This window comes from Dyadobacter sandarakinus, from assembly GCF_016894445.1.
In the GTDB taxonomy this organism is placed as follows: Bacteria; Bacteroidota; Bacteroidia; order Cytophagales; family Spirosomataceae; genus Dyadobacter; species Dyadobacter sandarakinus.
Window position 1 is genome coordinate 1 of sequence record NZ_CP056775.1, and the last position, 21,485, is coordinate 21,485.

The following is a 21,485-nucleotide window of genomic DNA, read 5'->3' on the forward strand; positions in this document are numbered from 1 at the left end:
TTAAATTGAACCCTGGGATCATCTGCAGAGATCAGGTATTTTTATATCTTTGCCGTCCTTTTAAGATTATGACATCAGGAATTTGGTAAGTCAATTGGAAAGAGTAGCCACACATAGAGAGGTCGACCAGGTTTGGGATGCTTGTTTGCAGTTGGTCAGGCTGCACATTCCGGAGGATAGTTATAAAACGTGGTTCGAACCTATCCGGCCATTGAAGCTCTATGGAAAAGTACTTACCATCCAGGTGCCCAGCCAGTTTTTCTACGAGTGGCTTGAAGACAATTATGTAAACCTGCTGCGCAAGGCATTGGACTACGCCATCGGACGCGACGGTTTACTGGAATATTCCATTATTGTGGACAAAGGGAATGATAAGCATCAGCCCCTGACCATGAATGTGTCCACGCCCAAGTCTACCAATTACTCCAAACCAGACAACTTTACCACTGACCCGCGCAAAGGATTTCAGCGCAACAAAGACCAGGACTCGATGACCCTGGATACGTACCTGAACTCCAATTACTCGTTTGATAACTTCATTGAAGGAGATTGCAACAGGCTGGCGCGCTCGGCAGGATTTGCGGTAGCGCAGCGTCCGGGACTTACTTCCTTTAACCCGCTGATGTTGTACGGGGGAGTAGGTTTGGGTAAAACACACCTGGTGCAGGCCATCGGAAATTACATTATCAACCATTTCGACAGCAAGCAGGTACTGTACGTTTCCTCTGAGAAGTTTACCAATCAGTTTATCAATTCGATCAAAAACAACACATTGCAGGACTTCACCGATTTTTACATGCGGGTGGATGTGCTGGCGATTGATGATGTGCAGTTTTTGTCAGGTAAAGAAAAAACGCAGGATACTTTCTTCCATATTTTTAACCACCTCCACCAGCTCGGTAAGCAGATTATCATGACCAGTGACCGGCCACCCCGTGAGCTGGAAGGTTTGCAGGACAGGCTTTTGTCCAGGTTCAAATGGGGCTTAACCGCCGATTTACAGGCTCCGGATTTTGAGACCCGTATTGCGATTATCCAAAAGAAGATCCAGTCTGAAGGTATTTCGATTGACTATGACGTGATTGAGTACATTGCGCATAGCGTCAACTCCAACGTGCGGGAGCTGGAAGGCGTGATTGTGTCGCTGATGGCACAGGCATCGCTTACCCGGCGGGAGATCGACGTGGAGCTTGCCAAAAATACGCTCCGCAATATCGTTACCAATGAAAGTAAGGAAGTAACGATCGACACGATTCAGGAAGTGATCGCGGACTATTTTCAGATTACCATTGCAGACCTGAAAAGTAAAAGCCGGAAAAAAGAAGTTGTATATCCGCGTCAGCTCGCCATGTACCTGGCCAAGGAGTATACCGATCTTCCCCTGAAATCAATCGGGTACCATTTCGGCGGTCGCGACCATAGTACCGTCATCCACTCGGTTCAGAGCGTCAATATTCTGATTGACGAAGCACCTGACGTGGAAGAAACTTTGCAAAAGCTGCGCAGTTACTTCAAGTAGCTTTTACCGTCCAAAGAGCTGGAACATCCTGGCCAGCTCATGCATTATCCTGACTTTACCCCTGTTTTTCTTTCGCGCCATCAGGTCGATGAGACTGCATGGAACGCGCTGATCACTGCGTCACATCAATGTGTGGTGTATGCATTTACCTATTACCTTGATCAGGTTTGTCAGGATTGGGAGGCTCTGGTATGGCCAACTGAACATTACCGGCTGGCAGTTCCGCTACCGGTTCGATTCAAATGCGGTTACAGGATACTTTACCAGCCTTTATTTTGTCAGTATCTGGGCATTTTTTCACAATGCACATTAAGCAGGGATCTGGTGATGCAGGTTTTGCAGGCGATAAACCGCCGGTACGCGTATATCTCAGCTTACTGTTTCAATCCGCATAATACCGGATATCTGAGCAATATCACTTTCCTGAATTTCAAAATCCTGCATACACAATGGTTAGAGATTCACGATGATCCTGAGACCATCCCAAATGCTTACTACCGGGATCGCAGGACGCAGCTCAGGCGTGCCTCGCACGAACATTGGGCGCTAGTACCTGCTGCGGATACTTGTGCGCTCATCAGGCTTTTTAAAGAAAATCACGCGGGCAAAGTTGCAGGAGGCGTGAACAACGCCGCATACCTGATGTTGGAAAAATTATTTCAATGCCTTAAAGAGAAAAATCTTGCCGAAGTATGGCATGCAGTAAAAGCGGGGGAGGTGCACGCAGGCATACTGGTCGTACGCCACGGGATTCAGGCCATTTATCTTTTCAATGCAGCAGACATGCACGGCAAAAGAGGACATGCCCGCACTTTCCTGCTCGACCGGTACTTTCACCAGCATTGCGGAGCGATAAAAACGTTTGATTTTGAAAGTCCGGAAATAGCATCAGTGGCTTACTTTTACGAAGGCTTTGGAGCTCAGCGGGTTCCTTTTTTGAGCATAAACAAAAATGCGCTGCCTTTTCCGGCGCGCATTTTACAGGAGTTTCGAAAAGTGTTTTTCAAAACCATACAATCTCTTTTTTAAGGCCCTTATAGGATTTCAGATCCATTTCCAGAGATCCGATTACCAGCTCGACCTTGGCTTTCAGCGGGATTTTGTTAGTATCGTCAGACACCCACAGCCGCATAGGCTCATCGCCTTTGAAAAACTTGTTGTCAGGAATGAGTGGATTGAGTCGCAAAACGCGCGTTTTTCCATACTTGGTCTTGATCACATCCCGCCCGGCATATTTGAACCGTAATTTGTATACATCGCCGTCAAAAAAAGTAGGTATCTCAATCACTTCTCCTTCCTGGATGCGTTCAAAGTTCATGGTTCGCAGGTAAAAGTACCCGCTGATGATATCGTGAATGTTGTTGGGGACATTATAGGTTTTGGTTTCGTTCTTTACCGTGGAAATTGCCTGGTCCTTGGTGTGGTTGAACATCACCTTTTCATCTTTCCGGTACTTGTTTTCCTGAATTTCCCGCTCAAACATCAGCGGGATAATTGCCGAAGTATCGATGTAAGACCGCCAGGTATCCCGCACCCGGCTGATCAGGTCAAATGCACCCACGGTCCGGCCGCTGACATTCACTTTAAAGCAAGGTCTGCTGTTGATCGTAGAAATGGATCTTCCTATTTCAACCTTGGCCTCAGCTGCATTGATAAAGCCGTAATGCACGCGGTATTCCACTTTTTCGCCCGTTCCGAAGCTCTTGTTCGTAATAACGCGGTTTTGATCGTACTGGCGGAATGAAATAAGAAAAATGGTGAAAATGAAAGCTAGTGTGATCCAATGTGATTTCTTCATGCCAAAAGAGTAGGTTAAAGAGAAGGATATTTCTCTTTCAGATACAACAGGTATTTTTTAAGATCGCCGGAAAATTTGGTTTGGTACTCCTGCAAAAACGAATCCTGACGGGATTTGTATGTGAGGTAACTGATAAAGAATGCATTGTTGGGCATTTCCCGGTCAACCTTGCGGTTTGTCCTTAAAGTTCCGAGCTGTCCGTTGAGCAGCGTATCCGAGGTCTCCACAATGTGACGGATCAGCCCTTTTTTCAAACTGTCCTTGTCAGGGGTTGGTGCAAGACCAGCGAAAGTGCTGTACAGACTATCAAGCTGACTTGCACCTCGCAGCATATGCCGCGAGTAGGCGTCATTGTATTGCTTGGAGTATTCATATGCTTTCATTTGCGGAGAGTCGGACCCATATTTATGTTTCAAAAAGCGGATTGCACCCTGGTCGCCCACAAAGCTTGCCAGGTTCTCGTTCAGTTCGAGATTGTCCTTCACAAATAGTGTTCCGTGTGTAAGCTCATGTAAAATCAGGTTTGCCAGGCTGCCATCTTTTCTCCTGAACATGCTGGACAGGATGGGATCACGAAAATACCCCAGCGTCGACCAGGCTGAGACGTCACCCATATCTGTATCAAGGCCTTGCGCAATCAGTTGTTGTTCCTCTTTCGCAGCCCGTGTCGAGTCAAAAAAGCCTTTGTAAGGGAATGTTCCCACGATCGGGAAAGTCCATTTGTAGGGCGCAACCTTGTACCGCTCCGATGCTGTGATCAGCCAGATGAGCGGCTTGCCGTGCTGGTTGTAGAAGGTTGTGTAATTCTTTGAGGGCGAAAGTCCCAGCGAATCTATCCCAAACTGCTTGATCTCCTGTATCAGCCTGATCCTGGTTTTGAGCGAGTCCGGAAATGCCGGGTCGAGCAGTACCTTTTCTACTTCTTCCACCTGCATGAGCATGCTGATCTGCCCTTTGGCCTGCATCCAGCCATAACTTAGTATCTGACGGTAATAGATTCCGGCAACCAGTAAGAGAATTAAGACTCCTGCAATAAATTTTTTTAACACGTCTGCTCAAAGTATTAAGACGGCAATACCACCATCTGGTATTTGCAAGTCGTAAGATATTCAATCCCGCCGTTACCTGATCAAAAACATTATTAACGGCATTTTTTGTTTTTGTATTGGGTACTTTTGCCGCTGCATACTCAGCTTCCGCATCTTGTAATGAATATTAAACAGCTCAGATTTCTCAGCGTCGGTTATTTGTTATTGCCCAATATTCTTTTTTACTGCTACTGGACCAACCCTGTGCTGGCTATTTTCGGGCTTGCGGTACTCTTGCTTTCATCTACGGAATTACTACGCTCAGGAGATTTCTCTACCGACAATTTATTATCCGGTAGAGATCTGTTAATAATCGGAGCGATGTCGCTGGTTGTAACCTTTATGTGCGGTGTGTGCGGCCTGGCTTACCAGACTTTCGATTACTGGTGCCACAATGTAAAGTTTTTTGAGCTGTACAAGTATTCCTGGCCTATCCGCATTCCTGCCGATGGTCCGGTTATTTCTTACTATTACGGATACTACCTGGTACCGGCGCTGATTTCCAAATGGGTGGGAGCCCTGAGTGAAGCAGCCATTTTCATCTGGACCATGGCCGGGTTTTACCTGGGTATTGCCTGGGTTTATATTGCATTGAACAAAAAGCCACTGTATGTAGTCCTGGCAATGTCGGTAGGTGATATGCCGCATGTTTTGAAGACGGTTTTCTATAAACTGACCGGTGCGCTTTACGAATTCGGTGACTTCGGGATCGAATCCTGGTCGAGCCTCGAAAACCTGCTGTGGGTTCCTAATCAGGTCATTCCGTCGCTTCTGCTGGGAGGTATGTTTATTTACCTGCTGCAACACCGTAAGCCGCTCGAATACATTGTGCTGCCGGTTGCACTTACCTTCTGGTGGGCCGTTTTTCCGGCGTTTACAATGGGCTTGCTCAGCGCTGTGCTGATCATCCGTAAATGGATACTGGCCCGGCTGCGTCTCAACTGGCCGCTGGTATTCCGGACTGTCGCTCTACCGGTACTTGCCTGTGGTCCGATACTCCTTTTTTTTACTTCTCATGAACAGGCGCCGGTATCCGGTTTTATCTGGCAATTTCCGGATAGTATGGTCAACAGGGTTATCGAATATGCGATCAATATTGGTCTTAATCTGGCCGTGTTTTTTCTGGTATACCGTTTTTTCAGCAAGACTGGTAACCGCATTTTGCCGTCATTTCCATTCTGGCTGCTGTTGATTTTTGTCATGGTCTTTCCAATATACCGGATCGGAAAAGTAAATGATTTCCTGTTCCGGGGCTTAATTCCCTATTTACTGATCATCGGAATTTATCTTTTCAAGCCACTTTCGGACATTCCAACGCTGGTACTCTGGACAAAATTGCGCGCAATGCCGGTGCAGCTGATTCTTGTTTTGATGCTTGTGTCCGGCAGCCTTATCGGAGCAGGCAGGCTGGTCAGGGCACTCCGCGTAAACGTCTGGACAGCCGGTGCCTGGCCTGAAAAGGTGCAGTTTACACCCATTCCTTACGATGCATATCCGAATATCTACGAGGTGCTTAAGGCCAAGTGGTCACAGCAGGAGGCCGACCAGTATCTGGGTAAAAAAGATTCATTTTATGAACTCAAAATGGCCCCTGAAAAGCCGGTCGCTAATTGAAATCTGCCGTTTGAAAGCTAAGGTTTTTACCGGCTTTCAAGTGTCCTGTTCATCCTCAAAAGATTACCTGTTTTATTCATCAAAGTGCCCGGAAAATGGTTGTTTTTCGTGTTAAAATTAGATATATTTACAAAAGATAAACGAGTATCTGATAGCAGTTTTTGCTTAGTAAAGGCCGCTATTTTCACATGCAAATTTAATTTTTGTACTGCTTTATGGCACAACCAACAACGGATAAGGACAACAAACTAAAAGCGTTGCAAACAACGCTGGAAAAGCTGGATAAAACCTTTGGTAAAGGCACAGTAATGCGCCTGAGTGATACCAAAGTTCTTGATATTCCCGTAATCTCGACAGGCTCCCTGGGACTTGACCTCGCCCTGGGCGTAGGTGGCGTACCCCGCGGCCGTGTTGTTGAAATTTACGGGCCTGAGTCATCAGGTAAAACAACTCTCTCCATGCATTGCATTGCAGAGGCACAGAAGAAAGGCGGATTGGCAGCATTCATCGATGCGGAGCATGCATTTGATCGCTCCTACGCTGAAAAACTGGGCATTGATACCAGCAACCTTTTGATTTCACAGCCTGATAGTGGCGAGCAGGCTCTTGAAATTGCCGAGCACCTCATCAGCAGTGGTGCGGTAGATATCATTGTGATCGACTCCGTAGCGGCGCTTGTACCGCGTGCTGAGCTTGAAGGTGAGATGGGCGAAAGTAAAATGGGCTTGCAGGCACGTCTGATGTCGCAGGCACTGCGTAAGCTGACCGGCGTGATCAACAAAACCGGCTGCTGCTGTATTTTCATCAACCAGCTGCGTGAAAAAATCGGGGTCATGTTCGGTAACCCTGAAACGACAACAGGTGGTAATGCATTGAAATACTATGCTTCGGTGCGTCTGGATATTCGCCGGGTTGGTCAGATCAAGGAGAGTGCTGATGCGGTACTGGGTAACCGTACACGCGTGAAAGTGGTTAAAAACAAAGTGGCGCCTCCATTCAAGGTAGTTGAGTTTGACATTATGTACGGCGAAGGTATTTCCAAAGTAGGAGAGATCATCGACCTTGCGGTGGAACTTGATATTGTGAAAAAGTCCGGTTCATGGTTCAGCTATGATGGCAACCGTCTCGGACAGGGCCGTGATGCAGTGAAAACCCTGATCAAGGACAATCCTGAGTTAATGGACGAGCTGGAAGCAAAAGTAAGGGGTAAGGTCAATAATGATCCTGATTCTTTGATTGATACAAGTGAGCCGAACGTCGTTGACGATGGTGCTCCGGTGTGATCCTGATTTCCAATAAATGAAAAAGCCCGGTTGAGTTATACTCACCGGGCTTTGTTATTAAAATGGCTTTCTGCCATTATTATCATCGTCGTCGTCATCAAAGTCGTAATCGTCGTCATCTTCTCCCGGACCTGAAAACATGCTGCTCACCAGATCCTGGAACTTCATTCCCTGATCCAGGGACTGCTTACCGATGAGCGAGAATTCTGCCATGCCGTGAAGTGCAAATTCCATCATAAACAACTTCTCTTCGGCACTTGCGTATGCACTGAGCATATCCACAAAATCGTCAAGTCCGTCAATCGTTTTGAGGCGCGCAGAGTACTCACGGTCGGTCATGTCACCCAGCATTTCCATCTGGTTGCCAGCGCCAAACCATTCGATCACCTTGGCGTACGGATTGATCTTGCTCTTTTTGCTTTTTTCGGGATCCGGAAAGAAATTCAGGAATTGCGTTCTGATTGCCTTGCCGATAAGATTTTGCGCAACGATCACCGGCCCTTCTACCTCGCCTTCATACACCAGCTCTACTTTACCGCAAATAGCCGACACCACACCATAAAGGTCTGATACACGGATGTAAGTGGAAGTTTCATTGTTAATCAATGCCCGGCGCTCAGCAGTGGAAAGCAAACTTTCGTAAGCGGAGATTGTAAGCCTGGCAGAAACGCCGCTCTTACTATCCACATATTCACTTTCACGCGCTTCAAATGCAATTTGTTCGATCAGTGTTTTGGCGAGTTCGTTAACTTTAACCAGTCCTTTCTGTTCGGTTTTAACAACTGCCTCCTGCTCGGTAATTTTCTTGCCGGTTTCGATCGTCTTAGGATAGTGCGTTACTATCTGGCTTTCGATCCGGTCTTTCAGCGGAGTAACGATGCTTCCGCGGTTAGTATAATCCTCAGGATTTGCAGTAAATACAAACTGGATATCAAGCGGAAGCCGCAGCTTAAAGCCACGGATCTGAATATCACCTTCCTGCAGAATATTAAATAAAGCCACCTGAATGCGTGCTTGCAGGTCAGGCAGTTCATTGATGACAAAAATACCCCTGTGAGAACGCGGAATCAGTCCGAAGTGAATGACACGTTCATCGGAGTAGGGGAGCCGGAGGCTTGCGGCCTTAATAGGATCCACGTCCCCGATCAGGTCGGCTACCGATACGTCGGGGGTAGCCAGCTTTTCGGTATAACGCTCATCGCGGTGCAGCCATGCAACAGGCGTGTCGTCCCTGTATTCAGCTAAGGCATCGTGTGCAGCGCGTGACAATGGATTCAGGGGGTCGTCATGCAACTCGGAACCTTCAATGTATGGAATGTATTCGTCGAGCAGGTTGATCATCATACGGGCAATCCGGGTCTTTGCCTGACCGCGGAGACCCAGAAAGTTGATGTTGTGCATGGACAAAATAGCCCTTTCCACATCAGGAATAACTGTTTCTTCATATCCCCAGATGCCGGGAAATACATTGTCCTTGTTCCTGATCCTGGTGATCAGGTTGTCACGCAGCTCCTGCTTGATGCTTTTCGACTGGTAGCCTGCCCTTTTTAATTCGCCCAGCGTTCGGATTCCCAAAAGCTCTGAACTGGTAAGCTGTGAATAAGTCATGTAATATGGTTGATTAACGCGCGTAAGCTACTGACCGCATTTCACGGATCACTGTAATTTTGATTTGGCCGGGATACTGCATTTCTTTTTCAATCTTCTGAGAAATATCGAATGATAGCATTCCGGCTTTTTCATCTGATACATTTTCTGCGTCGATTATTACCCGAAGTTCGCGGCCGGCCTGGATGGCGTAGCATTTCTCAACTCCGTCAAAAGATAGTGCCAGGTTTTCGAGATCGCGCAACCTTTGAATGTACGACTCCATCATTTCACGGCGCGCTCCGGGGCGGGAACCCGATATGGCATCACAAACCTGAATGATCGGCGAAAGCATGCTCGTCATCTCGATCTCGTCGTGGTGAGCACCGATTGCATTACAAACCTCAGGGTTTTCCTTGTATTTTTTCGCCAGCTCCATACCCAGGATCGCATGCGGCAGGTCTGATTCTTCAGGCCATACCTTGCCGATATCATGAAGCAAGCCGGCGCGTTTGGCCAGTTTGGTATTAAGGCCCAGTTCAGAGGCCATGGTAGCACACAATTTTGCCACTTCACGGGAGTGTTGCAGCAGGTTCTGTCCGTAAGATGAGCGGAAACGCATGCGGCCGATCATTTTTACCAGCTCAGGATGCAAGCCGTGAATACCCAGATCGATCACGGTGCGCTCACCAATTTCGACGATCTCATCGTCAATGTTCTTCCGGGTTTTGGCAACAACCTCTTCAATGCGAGCCGGGTGAATGCGTCCGTCCTGTACAAGCCTGTGCAATGAAAGTCTTGCAATTTCTCTTCTCACCGGGTCAAAACCTGAAATTACAATAGCTTCGGGCGTGTCATCTACAATAATTTCCACGCCGGTAGCTGCTTCCAGTGCCCGTATGTTGCGACCTTCCCGACCAATGATTTTTCCTTTAATGTCGTCATTCTCAATGTTGAAAACAGACACGCAGTTCTCAATGGCATGTTCGGCAGCAGTCCGCTGGATGGTCTCGATGACAATCTTCTTAGCCTCCTTGGTAGCAGTAAGCCTGGCTTCCTCCATGGCACTTTTTACAAAGGATCCGGCGCGCGTTTCGGCCTCGGCCTTTAAGGCATCCACAAGTTGTTCGCGGGCCTGATCAGCTGTAAGGTTGGCTATTTTTTCAAGCTGGGCTACCTGCTGATGCAGCATTTTTTCGGCCTCATCCTTGCGTTTGGTAGCCGTTTCAAGCTGCTGGTTAAGATTGGTTTTTAATGCTTCCAGCTCGTGCTCGCGCCTTTTGTTTTGTTCAAGGCCCTGGTTCAGGCTCTGCTCGCGCTGTTTTAGTTTCTGTTCGTTGGTCTGAAGAATGCTTCTCTTTTTGTTGGCATCCTCTTCAAACTCCGATTTGAGCCGCAGATACTTTTCCTTGGCTTCCAGGATCCGGTCTTTTTTGATGTTTTCAGCAGCTATTTCAGCATTGCGCAGAATTTCGGCAGCCCGCTCCTGGGCCTCTTTTTCTTTCTGGTCGAATGACTTTTGAAAAATGTATTTGCCTGCAAAAATACCGACACCAATCGCAATGATGTCTGAAAGCAGCACGATGAAAATTAAAGAACTTGACATTTCAGGTAATGGTTATATGTGGTTTTAACCGACTAACCCTGCGTCATCATGCCGATGCCCTGAATTGAAATGATATAAGGAGTAAAAAGGAAATTACGGGTCATGTACCTGAACAATCAGCTTTCAATGGCGGCGGAAATGGTATCATCCAGCTTGGCTACCCTGTTTTGAAATGCTTCAATAAGTTCTTTCATGACCTCCTGGCTCTTCTGCAGTGCCACCAGGCAATCGATGGAAGCGAGGGCTATGGCCTCTATATCGTCGTAATTTTTTCCTCTTTTATGATGTTTGACTTTATGCATGAATGCTTCATACCCTTCCCTGTAAAACTTTTCCTGGTCCGCCGGGACGCTCAGGTTAAAGCCTCTGTCCATCAGCTTGATAAACACTGACACATCGGGACTTGGAACATTGTTCATAAGGTATCTTCAAGCATTTCAATGCACTTGTCAATCTCTTGTATATATCTTTCAACTGATTCTTTAAGCTCGGCAATTCCGCTTGTTGGCGTCAGTTTATTAGTGACAATTTTAGCGAAACTTTTAGACTTATTAAAGTCTTTTTCCAAAGTGGTGTATTTTTTCCTCATTTCCTTAGCTTCCTCCCTGAGCCGCAAATTTTCAGTTTTCAACTCCGCATTTTCACGCTGAGCTTCTGATAATGACCAACTTAATTTTTCTTTTATATTGATCAGTATACCCAGCTTCTTTTCGAGGGCGGTCAGCTCGTGTTCAAGGGTGCGTATTGTACTTTTCTCCATGGATGAAGCTGTTTTAAGCCACTACCCCGCGGCAGGGTTTGCGGAACTTCCTTTCTATTTTCTGATCAAAGCCTCAAACTCCCGCTCGTAGGTGGCAATCAGCCGCTGCATGGATTTATCAATGACCTTATCAGTCAGGGTCTGCTGCTCATCCTGCAAAGTGAAGCTGATCGAGTAGGACTTTTTGCCTTCCAGATTAGCCCCTTCATACACGTCAAATACATTTACAGCGCGCAGGAGCTGACGTTCCGTTTTGTAGGCAGCCTGCTTCAGAGCTTCAAATGTTACCTTTTTGTCTACCACCACCGACAGATCGCGGCGTACCTCAGGGAACTTCGGTACTTCCTTGTAAGCCACTGCCGATGAGTACAGTTTGGTCAGGTATTCCCAGTCAAAATCGGCATAGTAAACCGGTGCCTTGATGTCGAGCTTCCTCGCAAGTGCAGTCTGAAGTACGCCCAATGTCACAACGGTTTTGCGGTTTACACTCAGCGCAAGCCCCGACTGGAACATACTTCCGGACACCTCCTGCTTCTCAAAGTCGCGCAGTTTCAATGCGCCGAGTACCTGGCTTACCACTGCGGCCAGGTCATGGAACGTAACTTCCCGGGATTTTGCAATCCAGGATTCCTGCTGCATGTTACCGGTGATAAATAACGATAGTCTTTCACGTTCAACGTACTTATCCTGAACCTGCTGGTAAGTTTTGCCAAACTCAAACAATTTCAGGTCGCGCTGGCGGCGGTTGCTGTTGTAGGCAACTACTTCCAGGCCCGAAAAAAGCAGCGTCTGGCGCATTTCCGAAAGGTCTTCGCTCAGGTAGTTCAGGATTTTGACAGGTGATCCTTCCAGGCTTCCCGCCAGCAGCTGATGATACTCAGGCTTGGTAAGCGAGTTATTGATCATCTCAAAAAAACCATTTCCGGCGAGAAGCTCTGCTATGCGCAGTTTCAGCTTTTCAGGATCATTTACAGGAAAGTCAGACAGGTAGTCGGAGCTCAATGATTCGGAAAGCTCCACCTGCTGAAAACCGTAAATTCGCAATATTTCCTCAATCACATCCGCCTCCCGCTGTACGTCGACCCGGTAGGGCGGAACAATGGCGGTGAAAGTACTTTCTGTTGCATCTTCCACACGAATATCAAGCTTGTTCAGGATACTATGTATCAGCTCCTGGCCCAGCTGTTTTCCAATAAGCCGGTCGATGTTCCGGTACTTCATGGCAATTTTGAAATCCTGTACAGGTTCAGGATAAATGTCCGTAACGTCCGAGCTGATCTGGCCCCCTGCAATTTCGCATATCAGCAGAGCTGCCCTTTTTAATGCATAAACCGGCATATTGGGATCAGTACCCCGCTCAAACCGGAAAGAAGAATCCGTTTTCAGAGAAAAACGCTGGGCAGTACGCCTCACCCAGACAGGTGAAAAATAGGCTGATTCAAGAAAAATAGCGGTTGTTCCGGCACTCACGCCTGAGCTGAGTCCGCCAAAAACACCTGCAATGCACATCGGCTCCGGCCCATGCTGACCTTCCCCGCAAATCATCAGGTCTTTATCTGAAAGCTTTCTTTCTATGCCGTCAAGGGTAACAAAGGGGGTACCGTCGGCCACCGTGGTCACAATCACCGTTTTACCTCCCACTTTGTCTAGGTCAAAAGCATGCAGCGGCTGACCCAACTCATGACAGATATAATTGGTTACGTCCACAATGTTGTTGATAGAGCGGATCCCAATGGTTTGCAGCCGCTGTTTCAGCCACTCCGGCGACTCGCCGACTTGCAGGCCCGAGATCGTCAGCCCCGCATATCGCGGACAAGCTTCCTGGTTCCTTACCTCCACATCAATATTAGCATTTGTATGCTGCACCTGAAAAGCTGAAACATCAGGCAGGTGTATTGGTCGGTCAAGCACGGCTTTCAGGTCACGGGCTACCCCGTAGTGGGATGCTGCGTCAGCCCGGTTGGGGGTGAGGCCGATTTCGATCAGGTAATCCGAGGAAATGCCGAAGTACTCCGCGGCGGATGTACCATTGGGCAGGTTTGTATCCAGTACCAGAATGCCGTCGTGCGAAGTGCCGATACCCAGCTCATCCTCCGCACAGATCATACCTTCGGACAATGCGCCCCGGATCTTCGATTTTTTCAAAACCAGCGGCTCGGTGCTTCCGGTAGGGTACAGTACAGCGCCAACATTGGCCACGATCACCTTCTGCCCGGCGGCTACATTGGGTGCGCCGCAAACAATCGAAAGCGGGTTTTCAGCCCCGGTATCCACGGTAGTCAGTTTCAGACGATCGGCCTCGGGGTGTTTTTCACAGGTAAGTACTTCTCCAATCACCACACCCTGCAAGCCTCCCCGTACCGACTCGATCTCCTCAATTCCTTCTACTTCCAGGCCGGTACCGGTCAGCAACTGACCGATTTCCTCAGGTACCTCGGTAATTTCTATAAAATCTTTAAGCCACTTATATGAGATTTTCATGCGGATGCTTTATGTATTCAGAAATGCAAAATTAAGGATTTAATCATGGATCGCGCTTTCCAGCTGCTCACCGGCCGTAACAGCCACGGCGAGGGTATTCTCGGCCGGAGGCACCGGGCAGGCGTAGCTTTCCTGGTAAGCACAGTACGGATTGTACGCTTTGTTGAAATCGAGGGTCATTACATTGTTTTTTACCCCTGATTCAGGATAATCAATGTATCGGCCTCCACCATACGTCTGTTTTCCGCTTGTAGCATCCCTGAACAATACCGAGATGGTCGATTCATTTTTCAGCAGCAGTAACTTTTGCTGCTGGCCTCCCAGTTCGAAATGGGCATAGCCGTATTTCTGGTACTTCTCAGAGCTGCCATCCGTGTATTTGACAGTTACTTCCCGGTCGTCTTTCGTGTAAGGAGTAATGGTCGCCCGGACGCGGAAAGACAGGTCGGGCTGGAAGTAGTGTAACCCATGAAAGGCAGCCTTGTCGGCAATGGGCGAGTCGTCGCCGGTGCGGAACTGCTCGTCTTTGGTCTTGCGCTCTTCGCTGATCTTGCCAGCGTACAGGGCAGGGTCAGCGGCAGTGGCGGCATTGTCCGAGGAGGAGCTGCCATTTTTGTTTTCAATGATAAAATAGGCCAGGATGGCAATTATCATCGCAAATGTACTGTATCGGATTACCTTATTTTTGAACATGTCGCAACGCTGATGATCAGGAAAATTGCAAACTTACAAGCATTAAACAGGTTTGAAAAAGTATCAGATGTTTATTTCCCTTTTTAGTCGATTTTTGAAACTTCTCCATGCGCCGGTTTGCGATGTTCATTGAAATATACCTAAATTGACTGGCAAAATTTAAATCATAATACCTGGCCCATCATATGTCATACACAAAACGAGTACTCATTGCCGAAGACAGTTCAGTCATTCAAAATCTGGCAAGGAAGATTCTGGAATTTCAACATTATGAGATTACTTCGGTAAAAAACGGCGAGCAGGTATTGCAGCTGCTTGAAAAAGAAGATTTTGACATTATTCTTCTGGATATCAACATGCCGGTGATGGATGGGATGGAGTGCGCAAGAAGTATCAGAAAGCTGTCCGACGAAAAGAAAGCCAAAACACCGATTGTGGCGATCACGGGCAATGCAAAAAACTATTCAGAAGAAGACTTTAAAGACGCAGGATTTGACGATGCGCTGATGAAGCCGCTGAACTTCGACCGCCTAGTCGAAGTCGTGGCGCATTTGACGGAATAATTCATGAGAGTTACATTTTTAGGAACCGGCACATCACAGGGAATACCGGTTATTGCCTGTGATTGTGTCGTTTGTCGTTCTAAAGACCCCCGCGACAAGCGTCTGAGAGCCTCCGTCTGGATTCAGACAGAAGGAAAGTCATTCGTGATCGATACCGGGCCGGACTTCCGCCAGCAAATGCTGCGCGCCAACGTGCGGGAGCTCGATGCGGCCATTTTCACCCACCAGCACAAGGACCATACCGCCGGGCTGGACGATATCCGGGCATTTAATCATAAGTCGGGCAGGGACATTCCACTTTACGGCCGGGCCGAGGTATTGAACCAGATCCGGGTGGAGTTTGCGTATGCATTTACAGAGCAGCGTTACCCCGGCGTGCCGCAGTTTGAGCTTCATGCTATTGAAAACAAGCCGTTTAATATTCAGGGCGTGAGCATACATCCTGTTGAGGTAATGCACCACCGCCTGGCCGTTTACGGATACCGGATCGGCGATTTTACCTACATTACAGACGCCAATTTCATCTCAGAGGAAGAGCAGGAAAAAATCAAAGGCTCGAAGGTACTGGTATTGGACACGCTCCAGAAAGAACCGCATATCTCGCATTTTACACTTTCCCAGTCCCTGCAGCTTATAGAAAAACTGGCTGTGCCCCAAGCGTATCTTACCCACATCAGCCACAGGCTGGGCCGCCATGCAGATGTGGAAAATGAACTCCCTCCGTATGTAAGGCTAGCCTACGACGAGCTGGTGCTGGATCTGTAAGCAACTCAGCCGTTACTCACCCACTGCATCATCAATGCAGTGATATATCCCCCATAAGTGCCGATTGCATAACCCAGGATGGCCAGCAGTACGCCTACCGGAGCCAGGGCAGGGTGGAATGCAGCAGCTACAACCGAGGCCGAAGCCGAGCCGCCTACATTGGCCTGGCTGCCGACTGCCAAAAAGAAAAAAGGAATTTTCAGCCATTTGCACACCAGAAAGATAATCAGGGCATGAATGCTGATCCAGATCAGGCCGATTGCGAAAAGGCCCGGATTGTCGCCCACCGCTTTAAGGTCCATCTGCATACCGATGGTGGCGATTAGTACATACAGGAACAGCGAGCCCAGCTTTGATGCTCCGGCGTATTCGAGTTTTCTGAGCGGTGACACTGAAAGTACAATGCCGATCAGGGTTGCAATGGAGATGACCCAGAAGAATGCCGAGGTGAGGCTGTACTTTTCGAGTGCGGGGTAATTTTGTGATAAATACGGAACAATGATCCCGGCAGCAGCATGCGAAATACCCGTAGCGCCGAATCCTACTGCTGCCAGGTAAATGTAGTCGCGCAATGCAGGAATATGTTCATTTGCTTTCTGGGCGGCATCAAGCTTGTCCTTGACATCCCCGATAGGATTGTGCGCAACGCCCAGCCAGTGATCAATGCGCGCCGAAATACCCGCACCGTAGATCAGTATCGCCATCCACACTTCGGCAATCAGCACATCTACCGCTACCATTTGTGAAAACAGCCGGTCGCTAGGGTGGAATACCTCGCGGAGGGCTGTCTGATTGGCACCGCCACCGATCCAGCTGCCTGCAATGGTGGCGAGGCCACGCCACAATGCATCAGCACCTTCGCCCGCTACCGTAGCCGGGCTGAGCTTACCCACAAGCCATAATGCCAGCGGTCCCCCGATCATAATGCCCGCAGTACCCGCCAGCATGGCGATCAGTGCCTTCGGGCCGAGGCGGGCCAGTGATTTCCAGTCCATCCCGATTGTAAAAAATACGAGGCAGGCCGGAAGAAAATATTTGGAAACCACCGGGTACAACTGGGAGGCAGCTCCATTGATCACGCCTGCTGAGTTGAGCAGGCCTGGTATGAAGTAGCAGAGCAGGAGAGGCGGGATAATGGTGTAAAACTTTTTCCAGGAAGAAAGAGATGCTGTGTAAAAAATAAGGGCGAGAATGATCATCAGTACCCCAAGGAGGGTAGCATCGTTGGTTATCATGCAGCTGGGTTTAAACCGGGAAAACAAAATTAAGCGTGTTTTTCGACAATCAGAATGAAAGTTTGCACGCCATGAAGGGGGTACATTTATGTTTGTTAAAGTCCTACTTTTGCAATATTTTACAAGAACATTTGCAGCAGGAATCGGCTGCAGTCTCATTCATCATGGCTCTATATAATTTAACCGTAAACAACAAAAAAGTCAGGGTTGACGTCGAACCCGACATGCCGCTGCTCTGGGTAATCCGGGATTTTGCGGATTTGAAAGGGACAAAGTTCGGGTGCGGCATGGCACTTTGCGGCGCTTGCACCATACACCTGAATGGTCAGCCGGTAAGGTCTTGCCAGCTTCCTGTATCCGGCATACAGAAGAATGACAAGATTACCACGATTGAGGGTATAGGCGAAAACAAGCTCAGCGTGGTACAAAAAGCCTGGATCGAAGAGCAGGTTCCCCAATGCGGGTACTGCCAGTCGGGCCAGATTATGTCTGCCGTGGCCTTGCTGAAATCCAATCCCGACCCGTCTGACACGGATATTGATGCCGCCATGAGCGGTAACCTTTGCCGCTGCGGTACTTATGACCGCATCCGGAAAGCGATTCACCGGGCCGCAGAAGAAATGAAAGTTTCCTCGAACGGCATTGGTAAGGTGGGTAAAAATGAAGTTATCGCTAAACCCTAGTCCTCCTGAACATTGGAAAATAGCAAAACATCAAGACGAAATTTTCTGCGCGCTTCCGGACTTACTTCGTTTGGTCTCGCACTGGGCGTGACCGGCTTTGCCCGGGATGCTGCATTGAAAAAGATTACCCCGGCCATTCTCCGGCTGGAAATCAATCCATTTATCATCATCGACACCGCAGGTGGTATTACACTCGTGAACCCGCGGCCGGATATGGGGCAGGGCTCCACGCAGGCAGTACCTTCCCTGCTCGCGGAAGAGCTGGAAGTGGATCTGGCAAAAGTAAAGATCGTACAGAGTGACGGGCAGGGTAAATACGGCAGTCAAACCTCGGGCGGCAGCAGCTCGGTACGGGAGCTCTGGGAGCCGATCCGCAAGGCAGGTGCCGCAGCGAAGGAAATGCTGATTGAGGCAGGGGCTAAAAAATGGGGCGTGCCCGTATCGGAATGTACTGCCGAGGACGGGAAGGTACTGCATAAAGCCAGTGGAAAAAGCCTGACCTACGGAGAGCTGGCCGACGATGCATCCCGGCTCGAAATTCCTAAAAATCCCAGGCTCAAAGAGCCTAAGGATTTCAGGATCATTGGTAAATACAACAAGCGCCTGGACGTGCCTGAGCGCGTGACGGGTAAGGCTGTTTACGGCATCGACGTGGATGTGCCGGGGATGGTATATGCAAGTATTCTGCACTCACCGGGCATTCACAGCAGGATCGTGTCCATTGATGATTCCGAAACAAAAAAGATCAAAGGGGTATTGCAGGTGATCCGTACAGAGCGGACGATGCCGCATACCACTTCCGAGGCAGTAGCCGTAGTTGCCACCAACTGGTGGGCTGCATTGAAAGGAAAAAAAGCATTGCAGGTACAATGGGACAGTACAGCAAATGGTCAGCTTGTAGACACGGCTGCGTATGTGAGTCAGATGCATGAGGCAGCGAAAAAGAATGGGATTAATTTTGAAGAAAAAGGTGACTTTACGGCCAGGTATGCCACTGCGGCACAAAAGCTGGAAGCAAATTATGAAACACCGTTCCTGGCCCATGCACCCATTGAACCTGAAAATGCGATTGCACATGTAAAGGAAGATGGATCTGTCGAAATATGGGCACCGGTTCAGGGACCTGATTGGACCATCCGCGACGTAAGCGGCTACCTGAAAGTGAAACCTGAGCAGGTGAAAATCAATGTGGCATTGCTGGGAGGGGCATTTGGCAGGAAAGCGTACCACGACTTTGTGCTGGAAGCCTGTCATCTTTCAAAGGCTGTGAAAAAGCCTGTGAAGGTAATATGGACGAGGGAGGATGATATCAGCCAGGGACCTTACCGGCCGGGAATGCTCAGCCACATGCAGGGTTTTGTTGAAGACGGAAAAATTACCGGCTATCATCATCACGCGATCGGCGAATCCATAGTAGGGCAGGTGTTCAAGGGATTAAAAGAAGACGAGGCTGATCCCTGGCTGAGTGAGGAGATTAGCACAGGTAACAATAAATACGAGTTTGGGTCGGCTTCCAAAATCAGTTATACACATGTAAAAACAGACATTCCGATTGTTTGGTGGAGGTCGGTATATGCGTCCAACTTTGGGTGGGGCCAGGAATGTTTTATAGACGAGCTGGCTGCGTTAGCCGGCAAAGACCCACTGCAGGCCAGGAAAGATATCCTGTCTGATGAAAGGTTCCGGAAAGTACTGGATACCCTGGCCGAAAAAGCCGGCTGGGATGAAAAGTTGCCGCAGGGTTCGGGAAAAGGACTGGCAGTTTTTAAATCATTCAATAGTATTTCCGCTTGTTGTATTACTGTTTCAAAAAAAGATACAGGCGTAAAGATTGATAAGGTAGTGTCGGTGATTGACTGTGGCTATTACGTAAACCCGGACAATGTGAAGGCGCAGACGGAAGGCAACATTGTGATGGGACTTACGGCTGCCATAAAAGACGGTATCACTTTTTCAAACGGAGCCTGCGATCAAAGCAATTTTCACCAGTACAACCTGTTGAGGCTCAATGAAACTCCCAAAATAGAAGTACATATTGTAGACAGCGGTTCCGCACCGGGCGGAGTGGGAGAGCCGGGACTGCCTCCCATTGCACCTGCATTGGGTAATGCAATCTTTGCTGCTACCGGTAAGAGGCTCCGCAAGCTGCCGTTCGATATACAGCGTTTAGGATAAACTTTTTTGATGCTTATAAATGACAAATGCGGCCAGAAGCCGCATTTGTCATTTATAATAAAACCTGTTTTTTACTGCGCACCATCCGCCTTGGCCCGGGCAACAGCCATTTCACCTACTTTGTGCCCCGACTTCAATCCTGCTTCACAATCAAAACGGTAATGGATTAAGCCATAAATACGCGAAACAGATGCTTCTGCCGCCATGGCATCCAGGCGTTCCTTTTCAGCGGGGAAAATGTAGGAAAGTACTTCTGCCGCAGCACCCGAAAAGGAAGAGTGTCCGGACGTATACGACGGGAAGTTGGGAAGGCCCACCGATGTTTTTATTTTTTTGTTCATCTGGTTGGGGCGCGGATAGTAATAGTAATATTTGGCATCCCAGCAGCAAATACCGGCATCCTGTATGGCAGTGCCGGTGAGGGCAAGGGTACGGGCCGTACGTACTTCGCTGAAACTGTTATCGTGGCAGAGGTTGGCTGCCCTGCGATGCCAGTGGCCAGGAGGGGTGTAACTTCCCACCCCGTCAGACCAGAAGCTTGCAATTCGGGACTGCTCGCGGGTCTGGTTTTTGGCGATCTGAAGGAGCTCGTTCATGTCTTTCTGAAACTCGGCACTGCCGATAGCCGGAGGAGGCAGCGGGCGCATCGTCGCGATCTCAGCCTGGGCAAAGTTCCAGGGAAGCACAAGTCCGTAAGTAGGCAGCATAGCAGGGCGTGCCGGAAATTCCTGGCTTACCCAGGGCTCTGTTGTACCTATCGCCTTTGCATTGGCGATCATTTCAGCAGTCTTGGCCTGGTTGTTAGCCCCGCTCATACCATCCGTTTTGGCACGTGCCATTACTTTGGCAGCGACTGCTTTCCCCAGTTCAGCCCCTGCTGTCACATCGCTTTCCACGTTCATACCAGCCCAGAGACGGCTGTTTTTATGCTCGTTCAGCTTTTGTTCAAGGAATGGCACTTCGCCGGGAAACATTGCTTTCAATACTGCAAATGATGCTTCCGCTACGACGGCATCCTCAGAAGGATAAGAAGGTAGCTCTGTGACGGGTAGCATGGCGACCAGTGACGGATCATTCTTCGACGGTGCTTTGCGGTTGTAGGTAAACTTGTATTTCCACGCGCTGATCAGCGCATCATACTGGGCTACGCTCAGGTACGCCAGTGCACGCGCCGTGTAGGGCGGGTTTGCAAAAGGAAACTTCGGGTCGGCAAGCGGATTGGCCGGATCAGGTACGGGGTACTTTCCATCCTGATTGGATGCAGGCGGCGTATTGTACCTGGCAGCGAGTTCCCGGCCGATTTCGTTCCAGCGGTATACAGCGCCGGCACCCCAGTAATTAACAAGCTCTTTCTGGCGGGGCGTTACTGCGGCCACGGTCTCTTTCAGCTTCTGAAGCTCAGCCTTGTATTCAGCGGAAGTTGCTGCTTTTGGTTCCGAGACAGGAATTTCCTGGCTGGAAGCTAAAATATAGGGTTTCCAGTTGCCAGCTTCCGCATCCAGGCTGGACGGGTTGTTTACACCGGCAATAGGATCATCCACCCTCTTGCTGCACGAAAACAAAAATGTTGCCGAAAGCAGGAACGCGATATTTACTTTCATTATCCCGGGTACCCGGCACAATACTGATTTCATA

General features: G+C 48.8%; 18 protein-coding genes. 8 read left to right on the forward strand and 10 right to left on the reverse strand.

All coding sequences use genetic code 11. The features are described 5' to 3' along the window. Window positions 1-82: 82 nt before the first annotated feature. Together dnaA and HWI92_RS00010 are read left to right on the forward strand one after the other, a co-directional pair. Window positions 83-1,519 (forward strand): chromosomal replication initiator protein DnaA, encoded by a 1,437-nt coding sequence (dnaA, locus tag HWI92_RS00005; RefSeq protein WP_204660169.1) that lies wholly within the window; start codon window positions 83-85, stop codon window positions 1,517-1,519. Window positions 1,520-1,558: 39 nt separating this feature from the next. After that, window positions 1,559-2,548 (forward strand): GNAT family N-acetyltransferase, encoded by a 990-nt coding sequence (locus HWI92_RS00010; protein ID WP_204660170.1) that lies wholly within the window; start codon window positions 1,559-1,561, stop codon window positions 2,546-2,548. Here HWI92_RS00010 and HWI92_RS00015 read toward each other — a convergent pair. After that, window positions 2,523-3,317: a DUF3108 domain-containing protein gene (locus HWI92_RS00015; RefSeq protein ID WP_204660171.1), complete on the reverse strand. Its 795-nt coding sequence runs from the start codon at window positions 3,315-3,317 to the stop codon at window positions 2,523-2,525. The genes HWI92_RS00010 and HWI92_RS00015 overlap by 26 nt on opposite strands. Window positions 3,318-3,331: 14 nt before the next feature. After that, window positions 3,332-4,366, reverse strand: a complete 1,035-nt coding sequence (locus tag HWI92_RS00020; RefSeq protein ID WP_229248628.1) for an aminopeptidase — start codon at window positions 4,364-4,366, stop codon at window positions 3,332-3,334. Window positions 4,367-4,525: 159 nt separating this feature from the next. Between HWI92_RS00020 and HWI92_RS00025 the strand changes: the two genes are divergently transcribed. Next, complete coding sequence (locus HWI92_RS00025; RefSeq protein WP_204660172.1) at window positions 4,526-6,019, forward strand: hypothetical protein; 1,494 nt, start codon at window positions 4,526-4,528, stop codon at window positions 6,017-6,019. A 215-nt stretch (window positions 6,020-6,234) separates the two neighbouring features. After that, a complete protein-coding gene (gene recA, locus HWI92_RS00030) occupies window positions 6,235-7,302 on the forward strand; it encodes a recombinase RecA (RefSeq protein ID WP_204660173.1) in 1,068 nt (355 codons plus the stop codon). Window positions 7,303-7,359: 57 nt separating this feature from the next. Here recA and HWI92_RS00035 read toward each other — a convergent pair whose 3' ends face one another. The 6 genes from HWI92_RS00035 to HWI92_RS00060 form a co-directional block, all read right to left on the reverse strand. Then, window positions 7,360-8,910: a magnesium chelatase ATPase subunit I gene (locus tag HWI92_RS00035; protein ID WP_204660174.1), complete on the reverse strand. Its 1,551-nt coding sequence runs from the start codon at window positions 8,908-8,910 to the stop codon at window positions 7,360-7,362. 13 nt (window positions 8,911-8,923) lie between these two features. Then, entirely contained in the window at window positions 8,924-10,495 is a 1,572-nt protein-coding gene (rny, locus tag HWI92_RS00040) for a ribonuclease Y (RefSeq protein ID WP_204660175.1), read from the reverse strand. 116 nt (window positions 10,496-10,611) lie between these two features. Next, the gene (gene zapA / locus HWI92_RS00045; protein ID WP_204660176.1) at window positions 10,612-10,914 is read right to left on the reverse strand and encodes a cell division protein ZapA; all 303 of its coding nucleotides are present in this window, start codon (window positions 10,912-10,914) and stop codon (window positions 10,612-10,614) included. Then, on the reverse strand, window positions 10,911-11,255 hold the full coding sequence (locus HWI92_RS00050; RefSeq protein WP_204660177.1) for a hypothetical protein: 345 nt from the start codon (window positions 11,253-11,255) through the stop codon (window positions 10,911-10,913). The genes zapA and HWI92_RS00050 overlap by 4 nt, the downstream gene beginning before the upstream one ends. A 54-nt stretch (window positions 11,256-11,309) precedes the next feature. Then, a complete protein-coding gene (pheT, locus tag HWI92_RS00055; protein ID WP_204660178.1) occupies window positions 11,310-13,736 on the reverse strand; it encodes a phenylalanine--tRNA ligase subunit beta in 2,427 nt (808 codons plus the stop codon). 39 nt (window positions 13,737-13,775) lie between these two features. Next, complete coding sequence (locus tag HWI92_RS00060; protein WP_229248630.1) at window positions 13,776-14,390, reverse strand: DUF1684 domain-containing protein; 615 nt, start codon at window positions 14,388-14,390, stop codon at window positions 13,776-13,778. A gap of 224 nt (window positions 14,391-14,614) precedes the next feature. On the opposite strand from HWI92_RS00060, the gene HWI92_RS00065 reads away from it, so the two are divergent. Further along, window positions 14,615-14,992: a response regulator gene (locus HWI92_RS00065; RefSeq protein ID WP_204660180.1), complete on the forward strand. Its 378-nt coding sequence runs from the start codon at window positions 14,615-14,617 to the stop codon at window positions 14,990-14,992. A gap of 3 nt (window positions 14,993-14,995) precedes the next feature. Then, window positions 14,996-15,757 (forward strand): MBL fold metallo-hydrolase, encoded by a 762-nt coding sequence (locus tag HWI92_RS00070; protein WP_204660181.1) that lies wholly within the window; start codon window positions 14,996-14,998, stop codon window positions 15,755-15,757. Between the two features lie 5 nt (window positions 15,758-15,762). On the opposite strand, the gene HWI92_RS00075 is transcribed toward HWI92_RS00070, so the two are convergent. After that, complete coding sequence (locus tag HWI92_RS00075) at window positions 15,763-16,992, reverse strand: DUF819 family protein (RefSeq protein ID WP_204660182.1); 1,230 nt, start codon at window positions 16,990-16,992, stop codon at window positions 15,763-15,765. A gap of 164 nt (window positions 16,993-17,156) precedes the next feature. Here HWI92_RS00075 and HWI92_RS00080 point away from each other — a divergent pair, with 164 nt between their 5' ends. Beyond that, window positions 17,157-17,675: a (2Fe-2S)-binding protein gene (locus tag HWI92_RS00080; protein WP_204660183.1), complete on the forward strand. Its 519-nt coding sequence runs from the start codon at window positions 17,157-17,159 to the stop codon at window positions 17,673-17,675. A 12-nt stretch (window positions 17,676-17,687) separates the two neighbouring features. After that, a complete protein-coding gene (locus HWI92_RS00085; RefSeq protein WP_204660184.1) occupies window positions 17,688-19,850 on the forward strand; it encodes a xanthine dehydrogenase family protein molybdopterin-binding subunit in 2,163 nt (720 codons plus the stop codon). A 71-nt stretch (window positions 19,851-19,921) separates the two neighbouring features. On the opposite strand, the gene HWI92_RS00090 is transcribed toward HWI92_RS00085, so the two are convergent. Then, window positions 19,922-21,484 (reverse strand): vanadium-dependent haloperoxidase, encoded by a 1,563-nt coding sequence (locus HWI92_RS00090; RefSeq protein WP_204660185.1) that lies wholly within the window; start codon window positions 21,482-21,484, stop codon window positions 19,922-19,924. Between the last annotated feature and the right edge of the window lies 1 nt (window position 21,485).

Bases quoted from the DNA above. Each gene is read 5' to 3' on its own strand.
- HWI92_RS00080 (WP_204660183.1), top strand. From the start codon at position 17,157: ATGGCTCTATATAATTTAACCGTAAACAACAAAAAAGTCAGGGTTGAC.
- HWI92_RS00035 (WP_204660174.1), bottom strand. From the start codon at position 8,910: ATGACTTATTCACAGCTTACCAGTTCAGAGCTTTTGGGAATCCGAACG.
- HWI92_RS00060 (WP_229248630.1), bottom strand. From the start codon at position 14,390: ATGATAATTGCCATCCTGGCCTATTTTATCATTGAAAACAAAAATGGC.
- pheT (WP_204660178.1), bottom strand. From the start codon at position 13,736: ATGAAAATCTCATATAAGTGGCTTAAAGATTTTATAGAAATTACCGAG.
- HWI92_RS00070 (WP_204660181.1), top strand. From the start codon at position 14,996: ATGAGAGTTACATTTTTAGGAACCGGCACATCACAGGGAATACCGGTT.
- HWI92_RS00065 (WP_204660180.1), top strand. From the start codon at position 14,615: ATGTCATACACAAAACGAGTACTCATTGCCGAAGACAGTTCAGTCATT.
- recA (WP_204660173.1), top strand. From the start codon at position 6,235: ATGGCACAACCAACAACGGATAAGGACAACAAACTAAAAGCGTTGCAA.
- HWI92_RS00090 (WP_204660185.1), bottom strand. From the start codon at position 21,484: ATGAAATCAGTATTGTGCCGGGTACCCGGGATAATGAAAGTAAATATC.
- rny (WP_204660175.1), bottom strand. From the start codon at position 10,495: ATGTCAAGTTCTTTAATTTTCATCGTGCTGCTTTCAGACATCATTGCG.
- HWI92_RS00015 (WP_204660171.1), bottom strand. From the start codon at position 3,317: ATGAAGAAATCACATTGGATCACACTAGCTTTCATTTTCACCATTTTT.
- HWI92_RS00050 (WP_204660177.1), bottom strand. From the start codon at position 11,255: ATGGAGAAAAGTACAATACGCACCCTTGAACACGAGCTGACCGCCCTC.
- HWI92_RS00010 (WP_204660170.1), top strand. From the start codon at position 1,559: ATGCATTATCCTGACTTTACCCCTGTTTTTCTTTCGCGCCATCAGGTC.
- HWI92_RS00075 (WP_204660182.1), bottom strand. From the start codon at position 16,992: ATGATAACCAACGATGCTACCCTCCTTGGGGTACTGATGATCATTCTC.
- HWI92_RS00025 (WP_204660172.1), top strand. From the start codon at position 4,526: ATGAATATTAAACAGCTCAGATTTCTCAGCGTCGGTTATTTGTTATTG.
- zapA (WP_204660176.1), bottom strand. From the start codon at position 10,914: ATGAACAATGTTCCAAGTCCCGATGTGTCAGTGTTTATCAAGCTGATG.